Consider the following 12,141-nt stretch of genomic DNA (forward strand, 5'->3'; position numbering starts at 1 on the left):
CGCGCCAGTCCTAGGAACACCATTTCCCCTATAGTGGCATGCCCATTGATTGAGCCTATCCACCTTAAGGTGGCCGTTGACCCTCCCTCAAACGGGATGGAGCCGCAGCGCAATGCCCGCTGCCATTCAACGCAACCCCGGGACTCACATGCTTGTCGAGATCAACAAGGACGGAATGCTCATCCATGCGCGCGTCAGGAATGCGCGCAGCCCCGCCATCGAGAGAGGAAAGCGGACCGCCGCCATTACCGGCATCGTCGTGCACCAGACCGATGCCAACACGGCCCAGTCTTCGCTCAATAGCTACAGGAACCCGAAGGCCAATGGGGCGCATTTCCTGATCGACAAGGACGGCACCATCTACCAGACTGCTGCCATCTATCAGCGTGCCAACCATGTGGGCCCGCTGAAGGCGAGGTGCCTGCTTGTGGGGAAATGCAAGGCCAGGGACTATGAAGGAGCAGGCGTAAAGGGAATGCACCGCATCGAGATGATGAAAGCCCCTAGCGATCGCTATCCGAGCAACATGGAAGCCATAGGCATCGAGATGGTTGGCAGGGCTGTGTTGCCGAAAGGGTTCAAGCCCCCTCAACGGCGAAAGGAACTGAGTCCGGAAGGGATTCGGGGAGAATTTGGCGTCTACCCCACACCGACTGAGGCACAAAACCGTGCTCTGACATGGCTGGTTGAAGCACTGCAAGATTCCATGCAACTATCGCCCAGTGAAGTCTTCAAGCACCCTGAAGTAAGCCGGAAGAACCTGTCCGAGGCAGAAGGCGCAAACTGGGAAATGGCACCATGAGCTTCATTTTCATTCGCACTGTGACTGTGATTTCGGCAATGGCCATGGCATCGATGCTCCATGCGGCCGATGCCAGATACCCAGTCAGGCAAGTACAGAAAATCGACATCATCGAGCCCTCAGGCGGCTCTTCTTGGGAAGACAAAAACTGGCTTGATTGCAACGATGTGATATTGACCGAAGAGGATGTGCGATATGCGCTGCAGCACATGCGCAAAATTTCAGAGAAGCACTACTTCGGTGAATATATGGAAAGAACAGGGTGTTCAGGAGGGGCGTCCGTCAAGTTCAAGAGCGGAAAAATCATCGTCATGGGAATCGAGCCCACAGGACGTATTAATCTTTTCGAGGCCAACAAAAAGCTGGACCCTATTGGAGTACCCGGAAGCTTCTACGACTGCCCACCCTGCAACAAACGCAAGATGGACCTGCTGCAGGACGCCCTGGACCGCGCAACCGAACGGCGGCTCAAGGAGCTGAAGAGGCAGGGAAGACTTCCTCCATGAGCCACCTCCATTCGATCTTCTGGGCACTCATTTCGGCGATGCCCGATCCCCGCTCAGGCACGCGCCACCGACCCGGCTGCAACGGCAGGTGGCCTGGTGAACAGCCCGCCGGCCGGCTGCGCCGCCTGGCCTGAGCACCGGGGCCAAGCCCCCTGCTTCACGCAGCGGCGCGGTTTCGCCGACAATGCCCCCCCGGCCCTCGTGGCCGGCCCTTTCTTGCGCCGGGGTTCCGGCCCCAGCCACTCCCTGCACACCATGAACTTTGCCTCCCTCGGCCTGAGCCCGGCGCTGGTCTCCAGCCTCCAAGACCTGGGCCTGGTCGATCCCACGCCCATACAGACCCAGTCCATCGCCCCCGTGCTTGCGGGCCGCGACCTCTGGGCCTGTGCGCCCACGGGCTCGGGCAAGACGGCCGCCTACCTGCTGCCGCTGCTGCAGCGCTGGATGGATGGCGGCAAGGCCCAGGGTGCCCAGGGCGGCTTTGTGCGAACCCTGACCACGCTGATCGTGGTGCCCACGCGCGAGCTGGCCCAGCAGGTCGGCGAGACGTTGTCCGACCTGGGCCGCGCGCTCAAGCAGCCGCCGCGCATCGGCGTGGTCTATGGCGGCGTGTCCATCAATCCGCAGATGATGATGCTGCGCGGCAGTGCCGACTTCCTGGTGGCCACGCCGGGCCGCCTGCTGGACCTGGTGGAGCACAACGCCGTGCGCCTGTCCGCCGTGCGCCACCTGGTGCTGGACGAGGCCGACCGCCTGCTGGACCTGGGCTTTCAGGAAGAGCTGCAGCGCGTGCTGGCCCTGCTGCCGAAGCAACGCCAGACCCTGCTGTTCTCGGCCACCTATCCCGACGCCGTGCAATCGCTGGCCACGGGCCTGCTGCACGATCCCGTTCAGGCCCGCGTCGATGCCGCCGAAGGCCAGGATGCCGCCAGCCCGCAAAGCATCACCCAGCGCGCCATTGCCGTGGACCGCGCCCGCCGCACGCAATTGCTGCGCCAGCTGGTGCAGGGCGACACCGCTGCGGGCACCGACCCTGTCACGCTCGAACGTGCCCTGGTCTTCGTGGCCACGCGGCACACGGCCGAACTGGTGGCGGAAAAGCTCTACAAGGCCGGCATCTTTGCCACGGCCTTCCATGGCGACCTGAGCCAGGGCGCACGCAAGGAAGCGCTGGCCGACTTCAAGGCCAAGCGCTGGCAGGTGATGATCACCACCGACCTGGCGGCGCGCGGCATCGACATTACCCAGCTGCCCCTGGTCGTCAACTACGACCTGCCGCGCTCGGCCACCGACTATGTGCACCGCATCGGCCGCACGGGCCGCGCGGGCGAGGACGGCACGGCCATCAGCTTTGTCACGCCGGCCGACCAGGCGCACTGGGCGCTGATCTGCAAGCGCAACCAGCTGGACCTTGAACTGGAGCAGCTGCCGGGCTTCGAGCCCACCGAGCCCATGCCGCCGCCTCCGGTAGCGCAGGACGGCAATGGCGGCATCAAGGGTCGCCGCCCCAGCAAGAAGGACAAGCTGCGCGCCGCGGCCGCCGAAGCAGCCGAGACCGCAAAAAAGAACTGAGCGTTTCCGGTTCAGCCCGCGCCGCCTCGCCCACCAAAGCGATCCCGGTACGCCACCGGGGTAATGCCCAGGTGGCGCACGAACAGGTGGCGCAGCGCCTGCTCCGAGCCCAGGCCCACGCGCGCGGCCACGGTCTTGAGCGGCAGATGGGCCTGGCTTTCCAGCAGTTGCTTGGCCGCCTCCAGCCGCGCGCTCTCCACAAAGGCCGTGGGGCTTTGCCCGGTTTCCTGCTGGAACACGCGGCGCAGGTGCCGCTCACTCATGTGCGCCTGCTCGGCCATCTGCGCAAGGGTCAGGGGCTCGGCCAGGTGGGCCATCACCCATTGCTGCACGGCCTGCACGCCGCCGTGCTGCGCGGCCTGGGCCGCCAGCGGCACGCTGAACTGCGACTGGCCGCCGGGACGCTTGAGGTACATGACCAGGTCGCGCGCCACCTCCAGCGCCAGCGCGTGGCCGAAATCCTCCTCCACCACGGCCAGGGCCAGGTCGATGCCGGCCGTCACGCCGGCCGAGGTCCACAGCTGGCGGCTGCCTGCGCCATCGCGGATTTCCTCGCGCAGGTAGATGGCATCGGCATCGACCTGCACGCGCGGATGGCGCTGTGCCAGTTGCGCCGTCACGCTCCAGTGCGTGGCCGCGCGCCGGCCGTCCAGCAAGCCCGCCTCGGCCAGGAAGAAGCTGCCCGAGCACAGCGCAATCAGCCGCTGCACGCGCGGCGCCACGCGGCCCAGCCAGGCGACCAGCTCGGCCGAGCCGCCCAGCACCTGCTCGATATGGCGCGAGCCCACGACGACCACGGTGCAGCCCATGCCTGCAGCCTCCAGCCCGGCCAGCGTATGCGTGGCCTCCAGCGACATCAGCGTGTCCGAGCGCACGGGCCCTTGCCGCTGCGAGACCACGCGCACCTCGTAGCCGTCGCTCTGGCCGCGCGCGCGCAGGTGCACGTTGGCATAGTCGAACACCGACATGGGCCCTATGGCCTCCAGCGCCTTGAAGCCGGGGTAGACGACAAGATCGATGCGGTGGGCGCTGGCGTGGCGGTGGTCCATGGGAAACGGCGGGCTCGGAGGCGGTCAGGGTGGAAAGAATGGGGCGGACTATACGAAAAGACGCAAGCACCCACGGCCAGCAGGCCCGGCCGAAGCCGGCCACACCCCTCAGATTCGGACATATCACCTGGGGCTGCGGCCATGATGCGGCCGGGCCGCCCGGCCATGGCCTACATTCAAGGCTTCGCGGAGCGCGCGCACTGCCGTTCCTGAGCCACCCCGACAGAAAGACACGCCCATGAAATCCAAAGCCGCCGTCGCCTTCAAGGCTGGAGAACCCCTGCAGATCGTCGAGATCGACGTGGCCCCCCCGAAGAAGGGCGAGGTCCTGATCAAGATCACCCACACCGGCGTCTGCCACACCGACGCGTTCACGCTGTCGGGCGACGACCCGGAAGGCATCTTCCCCGCCGTGCTCGGCCATGAAGGCGCGGGCATCGTCGTCGAGGTCGGCGAAGGCGTGACCAGCGTCAAGCCCGGCGACCACGTCATCCCGCTGTACACCGCCGAATGCGGCGAATGCCTGTTCTGCAAGAGCGGCAAGACCAACCTGTGCGTTTCCGTGCGCGCCACCCAGGGCAAGGGCGTGATGCCCGACGGCACCACGCGCTTTTCGTACAACGGCGAGCCCATCTACCACTACATGGGCTGCTCCACCTTCAGCGAATACACCGTGGTCGCCGAAGTCTCGCTGGCCAAGATCCACCCCGATGCCAACCCCGAGCAGGTCTGCCTGCTGGGCTGCGGCGTGACCACGGGCCTGGGTGCCGTCAAGAACACCGCCAAGGTCCAGGAAGGCGACACCGTGGCCGTGTTCGGCCTGGGCGGCATCGGCCTGGCCGTGATCCAGGGCGCCAAGCTGGCCAAGGCCGGCCGCATCATCGCTGTGGACACCAACCCCTCCAAGTTCGACCTGGCCCGCACCTTCGGCGCTACCGACTGCGTGAATCCCAAGGATTTCGACAAGCCCATCCAGCAGGTCATCGTCGAGATGACGGGCTGGGGCGTGGACCACAGCTTCGAGTGCATCGGCAACGTCAACGTGATGCGTGCCGCCCTGGAATGCGCCCACCGCGGCTGGGGCCAGTCGGTCATCATCGGCGTGGCCGGCGCGGGCCAGGAAATCTCCACACGCCCCTTCCAGCTGGTGACGGGCCGCAAGTGGCTGGGCACGGCCTTCGGCGGCGTCAAGGGCCGCAGCGAGCTGCCCGGCATGGTCGAGCAGGCCATGAGCGGCGAGATCCAGCTGGCCCCCTTCGTCACGCACACCATGGGCCTGCCGGAGATCAACGAAGCATTCGATCTGATGCACGAAGGCAAGTCCATCCGCTCCGTCGTCGTGTACTGAAGCTCCCCCTGAGGCGCTGCACGCCCGGGCAGCGCCAGTTTCATGGGCCGTTGACCGTGTATAGCGTATCAACTCCCATCTTTGAATGCTGCACGCACCGCTTGCCAAGGTGCCCGTAGCATTTTTCTTTTTGAGGAACACCATGTCCGCACTGCCGCCCCTGGAACTCAAGAACGCCCATGCCTGCTTCGGCGGCGCACAGCGTTTCTACGAGCATTTCTCCGCCGAGATCGGCCTGAACATGAAGTTCTCGGTCTTCCTGCCGCCCAAGGCCGTGGCCGGCGAGAAGGTGCCCGCCGTGCTCTACCTGGCCGGGCTGACCTGCACCGAAGAGACTTTCATGACCAAGGCCGGCGCCCAGCGCCTGGCCGCCGAGCTGGGCATTGCGCTGATCGCGCCCGACACCAGCCCGCGCGGCGCAGGCCTGCCCGGCGAGGCCGATGCCTGGGACTTCGGCGTGGGCGCGGGCTTCTACCTGGACGCCACCACCAAGCCCTGGGCACTGCACTGGCGCATGGAAAGCTATCTGCTGGGCGAACTGCTGCCGCTGATCGCCGCACGCCTGCCCATCGACGCGCAGCGGCTGGGCATCTTCGGCCACTCCATGGGCGGCCACGGCGCGCTCACGCTGGCGCTGCGCCATCCGGGCCGCTTCAAGAGCCTGTCGGCCTTCGCGCCCATCGCCAACCCCGTCAACTGCCCCTGGGGCCAGAAAGCCTTCTCAGGCTATCTGGGCGATGACCGCAAGGCCTGGGAAGCGCATGACGCCAGTTGCCTGATGGCCGCGCAGACCCAGGCGCCCTACCCGGCCGGCATCCTCGTGGACCAGGGCCTGGCCGACAAGTTCCTGATCGAAAAGCAGCTGCTGCCCGAAGCCTTCGAGGCCGCCTGCGCCCAGGCCGGCCAGCCGCTGACGCTGCGCCGCCACGGCGGCTACGACCACGGCTACTACTTCATCCAGAGCTTCATTGATGACCATCTGCGCCATCATGCAGAACAACTGAACACCCCCTGAGGCGCTTCGCGCCTTCCCCCTCTCTCGCTTCGCGGGAGGGGGACGACGCCATCGCCGCGAGGCGGCTCTTGCTCGGCGTCCCCGTTTTTTTGGCCGCGCCAGTTTCAAAGGGTGATGAGCCCAACAGGTGCAGGGCAGATTGCCTCAACCTGGCCTATGGCCAGCGCGCATGTCCTGCGCAATACGCTCCAGCACCTGCGGCAGGTCCTTCACGCTGGCGATCACGTGGTGGGCGCCGGCTGCGCGCAGCTTGGCCTCGGCGCGGGCTACGCGTTCGCGCACTTCTTCGGCGGGGGCGTCGGCCAGTTCGGTGGGGGAGTAGCCGACTTCGTTGCCGGACAGGGTCAGGCCCACGGTCCACATGCCGGCGTTGCGGCCTTCCTCGATGCCGGGCACGGTGTCGTCCACCTTCACGCAGGCGCGCACGTCGCCGATGCCCAGCGCCAGCACATTGGCCAGCGCCATGAAGGGGCCGGGGCGGCCGCCTGCGGCCATTTCATCGCCGGCCACCACATGGTCGGGAGCCAGGCCGTTGGCCGCTGCCTGGGGCAGCAGCTGGTTCAGGACTTCACGCGGATAGCCCGAGCACGAGCCCACCTTCAGGCCCCGCGCGCGCAGCCAGCCCAGCAGCTCGGGCGCGCCTTCGATGGGTGCCGAGAACTCACCGACCTTGGCGATCTGCATGGGCATGAAGCGGGCGTAGATGGCGTCCACGTCGGCGTCGCCAGGCTGCTGGCCGAAGGCCTTGTGCCATTGCGCGCGGATGCCTTCGTCCTGCAGCAACTCGTGGATGTGCTGCCACTTGGACAGTCCCATGGGACCGCGCGCCTGGGCCAGGGTGATGGTGATGCCGAAGCTGGCAAAGGCCTCGACAAAGATCTGCGTGGGCGCCAGCGAGCCGAAATCGACCAGGGTGCCGGCCCAGTCGAAGATGACGGCCTGCAGCGGCGACAGATCGGCGGCGGTGGAGACGGTGGTGTGGTTCATGGTGCTTTTTGACTAGGAAAGAGGTTCAAACAGAAGAGGGCCGCACGCGCCTGTTCATTCCAGCGTGCGGATGAAATTGCGCCCGCGCGGGCCGGATGCGGCCGACTGCAGCAGCTGCTGCCACTCATCCCCAGGCACGCCGTAGTGGGCGGGATCGGTGGCCACGCCCAGGCCTTCGAGGAAGTTGCGCAGGCGCTGCACGGCCAGCTCGCCCGTGGACGCATCGAAGATGGACAGCAGGGCCGCGTCGGCCTCGTCGTCGGCGCCCAGGGCCATCTCCAGCACCAGCGGCAGGCTGAACGAGCAGGCAATGCCGTGGGCCACGCCATGGCGCAGCGTGATGTCGTAGGACAGCGAATGCGCCAGCGCCGTGCGGGTGTTGGAGAAGGCCAGGCCGGCCATCAGGGCGGCCTCGGCCATGCGGCTTCGCAGCGGCAGGCTGCCCAGGTCCTGCATCAGCGCGGGCAGCGTGGCCAGGGTGCGGCGCGCGGCGCCCACGGCCAAGGTGGTGGAGACGGGATTGCGGTGCCGGTTCCAGATGGACTCCAGCGCATGCGACAGCGCATCCAGCCCCGAGGCCAGCGTGGCGCCGGCCGGCAGGCTTTGCATGAGCTGCGCGTCGATGATGGCGGCCTCGGGCCAGGTCCAGTGCTGGTGCAGCGAGTGCTTGCGGCCAGCGGCCTGGTCCCAGATCGTGGCCCAGGGCGTGACCTCGCTGCCCGTGCCGGCCGTGGTGGGAATGGCGATCAGCGCCTTGTGGCCTGCGGCCGGCAGGGCCAGCCCCTGCTCCAAGGCCTGCAGCAGTTCGCCGAAACGCCGCGTGGGCGTGGCGCACATCAGCGCCTTGGCCGAGTCGATGGCGCTGCCGCCGCCCAGGGCCACGATGCACGGGACCTCGGCGTATTCGCGGTGCACGCGGTCATACAGCGGGGCCAGCCACTGCACATCGGGGTTGGGCGCAATGCCGTCCACCACGCCGCGCAGCTGGCTGCCCAGCCGTTGGCGCAGCTGCTGCACCAGGCCCAGGGGTTCGGCCTCGGGAAACGTCACCAGCAGGCAGTCGCGACCGGCCAGCAGCTCGGGCAGGCGGTCCAGGCGGCCGGGGCCGGCATGGATGGCAACGGGGTTGTGATAGGTCCACACAAATCGGTCCTTTGAATGAAACGGGGGGCGCCGGGAAAAGCGCAGCCCTCAATGGCGAGTGCCCTGCTGGATGCGGCGGCGCAGCCAGTGGGAGACGAGATCGGCGGCGATCACCATCACGGTGATGACCACGATGCAGGTGGCCGTCTCCTGGTAGCGGAACAGCTTGAGGCTGCCGACCAGCTCGAAACCCAGCCCGCCCGCGCCCACCATGCCCAGCACCGTGGCCGAGCGCAGGTTGACCTCGAAGCGGTAGAGCACGACCGCGATCCAGGCCGTGATGGCCTGCGGTATCACGCCGAAGACGATGAGCTGCAATTGCGTGGCGCCTGCGCTGCGCAGGGCCTGCAGCGGGCCGTCGTCGATCTCTTCGATGCTCTCGGCGAAGAACTTGCCCAGCATGCCCATGCCATGCAGCGCCAGGGCCAGCACGCCGGGAAACGGCCCCAGGCCCACGGCCGAGACAAAGACCAGCGCCAGGATCAGCTCGTTGATGCTGCGCACCACGTTCAGGAACTGCCGCGTGATGCGCCGCAGCCAGTGCCAGCCATGCAGGTTGCTGGCCGCGATGAAGGACAGCGGCAGCGCCAGCACCACGGACAGCAGCGTGCCCCAGATGGCGATCTGCACCGTCTCCAGCGCGGGCGCCATCAGGCGCGGCAGCATGCTCCAGTCCGGCGGCACGGAGCGCGCCACGAAATCCGCGATCTGGGGCATGCCTGCCGCCAGTTCGCCCCAGCTCATCTGCGCGCCGCCCGCGCTCCAGTGCAGCACCCAGGCGATGGCCAGGGCCGCAGCCGCATAGCCTGTCCAGCCCAGGGTGCCGTGGGGGCGCGGCGCGGTCCATTGCCAGCGGTCACGCGGCTCGGGGCTCCAGGAATTGGCGCTGTTCATCACAGTCCTCCTGCGGGCGCGCTGGCCCGCATCCACGAGGCAGGCACCGGCGCCTGCGCATGCAGGCCGGCAGGCCCTATGGCCGCCGTGCCCGGTGGTGTGTCCGGCTCTGCGCCCTGCCCTGCGCCTTGCCCTGCGCCTTGCCCTGCAGTGGGCTGCGCATGGTAGATGGCCTGCAGCGCGGCCTCGTCCAGCGCCTGCGGCGATCCGTCATAGACCATGCGGCCCTGGGCCAGGCCCAGCACACGGTCGCCGAACTCCCGCGCGTAGTCCACCTGGTGCAGGTTGCAGACCACGGCAATGCCCAGCTCGCGCGTGGCATCGCGCAGGTACTGCAGCACGCTGCGCGCGGTCTTGGGATCCAGGCTGGCCACGGGCTCGTCGGCCAGGATGACCTGGGGCTGCTGGGCCAGCGCGCGGGCAATGCCCACGCGCTGCATCTGTCCGCCCGACAGTGCCTCGGTGCGTTCCAGCGCCTTGTGGGCCAGGCCCACGCGCTCCAGGCACTGGTCGGCCAGGCGGATATCGCTTTCGCGGAACAGCTGCAGCACCGAGGCCAGGGTGCCGGTCTGGCCCAGGCGCCCGGTCAGCACGTTCTTGCGCACCGACAGGCGCGACACCAGGTTGTGGTGCTGGAAGACCATGGCCACGTGGCGAGCCAGCTCGCGCCGGCTGTGCCTGCCGCCGCCCAGCATCAGGTCCATGCCGCCCACCTCCAGCGTGCCGCTGTCGGCGCGGGCCAGGCCGTTCATGCAGCGCAGCAGCGTGGACTTGCCGGCCCCCGACAGGCCCAGCATGACGACGAACTCGCCGGGCTGCACATCCAGGTCGATGCCATGCAGCACGTGGTTGCTGCCATAGCTCTTGCGCAATTGGCGGATGCGGATCATTTCATGCTCCCCAGGTCGAGCTTCAGGGCCTTGGCCGTCTGGCGGACCACGTCATAGGCCTTGTCATCCGTGGCCGCGAAGCCGTCGAGCACGCCCTGGTCACCCCAGGGCAGGTCCTTGACCTCGGCCAGGGCCGCAGCCACCTTCTGCTTGGTGCCGGCGTCCAGGTTCTTGCGCCAGGTCATGGGCGACTCGGGGATGGGCTGGGAGCGCCAGACGATCTGGAAGTCCTCGCGCTTGACCAGGCCCTTGCTCACGGCCGAGTCGAAGATGCGGTCGGCCACGGCTGCCGCATCCACCTTGCCGTTGGCCACGGCCATGATGCTGGCGTCGTGCGAGCCCGAGAAGATCACGCGCGAAAAGCCCTTGTCCGCATCGAAGCCCTCGGCCATCAACCCGGCCTTGGGAAACAGGTGGCCCGACGCCGAGGTCGGGTCCACAAAGGCAAAGCTGCGGCCCTTGAGATCGGCCACGCTGGCCGGGCCCTTGTCCTTGCGGGAGATCACCATGCTGTGGTACGCGCTCTTGCCCGTCTTCTTGGTCACGGCCACAGCAAAGGCCTCGGCGCCTGCCACCTGGCTGGCCAGCACGTACGAGAACGGGCCGAGGAAGGCGATGTCGATCTTGTTGGAGCGCAGCGCCTCGATCACGCCGTTGTAGTCATTGGCCACGAAGGGCCGCACCTTCATGCCGGTGCGGGTGGCCAGCTGGTCCATGACCTGCTGGCTGGCGCGGATCATGGCCTGCGCGTCCTCCGAGGGGATCAGCCCCACGCGCAGCTCGGCGCTCTGGGCAAAGGCGGCAGCAGTAGCGGTGGCGGCGGTGGCGGCCAGGGCCAGCACGGCGCCGGCATGGCGCAGCCAGGTCTTGCGGTTCATCTTCATGGGAGCGTTCCTTTGCATCAGGTCAGGCACATCGGCAGATCGGTGGATCCGTGAATCGCCGGCCAAATCGCCAGGCGGGTGGGGATGGCTGAATGCTAGGAGCGACATATTTCTGCCATGTGAAAGTTTCAGAATCGGTTTTGACAGCATCCATAGACAAAACCTTGAGATACCGACTTTCGTGAGCAACGCCCGCTACCGCGCCTTCATCGCCGTCGCCCACCATGGCAGCCTCAGCGCCGCCGCCCGCGCACTGGGCGTAAGCCAGCCCACCATCTCCACCCAGATCGCCACGCTGGAGCGCCAAAGCCAGATCGAGCTGTTCCACCGCCGCGGCTACCGCATGACGCTCACGGGCGCAGGCGCCAGACTGCTGCCCATGGCGCAGAAAATCATGGCGCTGGAGGCCGAGGCCGAGTTCTTCCTGCGCGACTCGGGGCAGTTGCACCAGGGCGAGCTCAAGATCGGCGCCGTGGGGCCCTTCCATGTGATTGAAATGGTGGCCGCCTACCGCGCACGGCACCCGGGCATGCAGCTGTCCATCCGCATGGGCAACTCGCAGCAGGTGCTGGCCGACCTGGAACGCTACGACACCGACGTGGCCGTGCTCGCCGGCCTCTACGACCGCCCGGAGCTGCTGGCACGCGAGTACGCGCGCCACGCCATCGTGCTGTTCGCCCATGTGGCCCATCCCTTCGCGCGGCGCAGCGAAATCGCGCTGTCCGAACTGCAGGGCCAGCCTTTGCTGCTGCGCGAGCACGGCTCGACCACGCGCACCGCGCTGGAATCGGTGCTGCAGGCCGCCGGGGTGCAGCCGCGCACCGAGCTGGAGATCGGCAGCCGCGAAGCCATACGCGAGGCCGTGGCGCGCGGCCTGGGACTGGGCGCCGTGTCCGAAGCCGAATTCATCCCCGACCCGCGCTTTCGCCCGCTGCGCATCGCGGGCGACCCGGCCAGCACCACCACCTATGTCTACTGCATGCGCGAGCGCAGCGACAGCCTGCTGGTGAGGTCTTTTCTGGAGGCGGTTTGAGGGCCGCGCCGGGCCACC

12 protein-coding genes are annotated in these 12,141 nt (G+C 67.4%); 6 read left to right on the plus strand and 6 right to left on the minus strand.

The genetic code is table 11. The annotated features are described in order from the left end of the window. Positions 1-148 precede the first annotated feature (148 nt). From A4F85_RS12595 to A4F85_RS12605, 3 genes are all read left to right on the plus strand, one after another. Entirely contained in the window at positions 149-802 is a 654-nt protein-coding gene (locus tag A4F85_RS12595; RefSeq protein ID WP_231890540.1) for a peptidoglycan recognition protein family protein, read from the plus strand. Further along, the gene (locus A4F85_RS12600) at positions 799-1,308 is read left to right on the plus strand and encodes a hypothetical protein (protein ID WP_063326760.1); all 510 of its coding nucleotides are present in this window, start codon (positions 799-801) and stop codon (positions 1,306-1,308) included. The genes A4F85_RS12595 and A4F85_RS12600 overlap by 4 nt, the downstream gene beginning before the upstream one ends. Before the next feature lie 255 nt (positions 1,309-1,563). Next, the gene (locus A4F85_RS12605; protein WP_197485487.1) at positions 1,564-2,880 is read left to right on the plus strand and encodes a DEAD/DEAH box helicase; all 1,317 of its coding nucleotides are present in this window, start codon (positions 1,564-1,566) and stop codon (positions 2,878-2,880) included. A gap of 11 nt (positions 2,881-2,891) precedes the next feature. On the opposite strand, the gene A4F85_RS12610 is transcribed toward A4F85_RS12605, so the two are convergent. Further along, the gene (locus A4F85_RS12610) at positions 2,892-3,929 is read right to left on the minus strand and encodes a GlxA family transcriptional regulator (protein ID WP_012204335.1); all 1,038 of its coding nucleotides are present in this window, start codon (positions 3,927-3,929) and stop codon (positions 2,892-2,894) included. Between the two features lie 238 nt (positions 3,930-4,167). Between A4F85_RS12610 and A4F85_RS12615 the strand changes: the two genes are divergently transcribed. Together A4F85_RS12615 and fghA are read left to right on the plus strand one after the other, a co-directional pair. Next, complete coding sequence (locus tag A4F85_RS12615) at positions 4,168-5,277, plus strand: S-(hydroxymethyl)glutathione dehydrogenase/class III alcohol dehydrogenase (RefSeq protein WP_012204334.1); 1,110 nt, start codon at positions 4,168-4,170, stop codon at positions 5,275-5,277. 142 nt (positions 5,278-5,419) lie between these two features. Continuing rightward, positions 5,420-6,292: an S-formylglutathione hydrolase gene (gene fghA / locus A4F85_RS12620; RefSeq protein WP_063326762.1), complete on the plus strand. Its 873-nt coding sequence runs from the start codon at positions 5,420-5,422 to the stop codon at positions 6,290-6,292. Between the two features lie 144 nt (positions 6,293-6,436). On the opposite strand, the gene phnX is transcribed toward fghA, so the two are convergent. The 5 genes from phnX to phnD are packed head-to-tail and all read right to left on the minus strand — an operon-like array spanning position 6,437 to position 11,090. After that, the gene (gene phnX, locus A4F85_RS12625; protein ID WP_063326763.1) at positions 6,437-7,279 is read right to left on the minus strand and encodes a phosphonoacetaldehyde hydrolase; all 843 of its coding nucleotides are present in this window, start codon (positions 7,277-7,279) and stop codon (positions 6,437-6,439) included. A gap of 54 nt (positions 7,280-7,333) precedes the next feature. Next, positions 7,334-8,422: an iron-containing alcohol dehydrogenase PsrA gene (psrA, locus tag A4F85_RS12630; protein ID WP_063326764.1), complete on the minus strand. Its 1,089-nt coding sequence runs from the start codon at positions 8,420-8,422 to the stop codon at positions 7,334-7,336. A 48-nt stretch (positions 8,423-8,470) separates the two neighbouring features. Further along, positions 8,471-9,316, minus strand: a complete 846-nt coding sequence (gene phnE, locus A4F85_RS12635; protein ID WP_063326765.1) for a phosphonate ABC transporter, permease protein PhnE — start codon at positions 9,314-9,316, stop codon at positions 8,471-8,473. Further along, the gene (gene phnC, locus A4F85_RS12640; protein ID WP_063326766.1) at positions 9,316-10,206 is read right to left on the minus strand and encodes a phosphonate ABC transporter ATP-binding protein; all 891 of its coding nucleotides are present in this window, start codon (positions 10,204-10,206) and stop codon (positions 9,316-9,318) included. Before phnC ends, phnE begins: the two co-directional genes overlap by 1 nt. Next, positions 10,203-11,090, minus strand: coding sequence for a phosphonate ABC transporter substrate-binding protein (gene phnD, locus A4F85_RS12645; protein ID WP_063326767.1), 888 nt, complete (start codon positions 11,088-11,090; stop codon positions 10,203-10,205). Before phnD ends, phnC begins: the two co-directional genes overlap by 4 nt. Positions 11,091-11,271: 181 nt before the next feature. On the opposite strand from phnD, the gene A4F85_RS12650 reads away from it, so the two are divergent. Further along, a complete protein-coding gene (locus tag A4F85_RS12650; RefSeq protein WP_013803446.1) occupies positions 11,272-12,123 on the plus strand; it encodes a LysR substrate-binding domain-containing protein in 852 nt (283 codons plus the stop codon). Positions 12,124-12,141: the final 18 nt, after the last annotated feature.

The sequence above is a fragment of the Delftia sp. GW456-R20 genome (genome assembly GCF_001622915.1).
In the GTDB taxonomy this organism is placed as follows: domain Bacteria; phylum Pseudomonadota; class Gammaproteobacteria; order Burkholderiales; family Burkholderiaceae_C; genus Comamonas; species Comamonas acidovorans.

What these genes read in the sequence shown, in the direction of transcription:
- A4F85_RS12600 (WP_063326760.1), top strand. Translation starts at nt 799, where the DNA reads ATGAGCTTCATTTTCATTCGCACTGTGACTGTGATTTCGGCAATGGCC.
- A4F85_RS12610 (WP_012204335.1), bottom strand. Translation starts at nt 3,929, where the DNA reads ATGGACCACCGCCACGCCAGCGCCCACCGCATCGATCTTGTCGTCTAC.
- phnD (WP_063326767.1), bottom strand. Translation starts at nt 11,090, where the DNA reads ATGAAGATGAACCGCAAGACCTGGCTGCGCCATGCCGGCGCCGTGCTG.
- fghA (WP_063326762.1), top strand. Translation starts at nt 5,420, where the DNA reads ATGTCCGCACTGCCGCCCCTGGAACTCAAGAACGCCCATGCCTGCTTC.
- phnE (WP_063326765.1), bottom strand. Translation starts at nt 9,316, where the DNA reads ATGAACAGCGCCAATTCCTGGAGCCCCGAGCCGCGTGACCGCTGGCAA.
- phnX (WP_063326763.1), bottom strand. Translation starts at nt 7,279, where the DNA reads ATGAACCACACCACCGTCTCCACCGCCGCCGATCTGTCGCCGCTGCAG.
- phnC (WP_063326766.1), bottom strand. Translation starts at nt 10,206, where the DNA reads ATGATCCGCATCCGCCAATTGCGCAAGAGCTATGGCAGCAACCACGTG.
- A4F85_RS12605 (WP_197485487.1), top strand. Translation starts at nt 1,564, where the DNA reads ATGAACTTTGCCTCCCTCGGCCTGAGCCCGGCGCTGGTCTCCAGCCTC.
- A4F85_RS12595 (WP_231890540.1), top strand. Translation starts at nt 149, where the DNA reads ATGCTTGTCGAGATCAACAAGGACGGAATGCTCATCCATGCGCGCGTC.
- A4F85_RS12615 (WP_012204334.1), top strand. Translation starts at nt 4,168, where the DNA reads ATGAAATCCAAAGCCGCCGTCGCCTTCAAGGCTGGAGAACCCCTGCAG.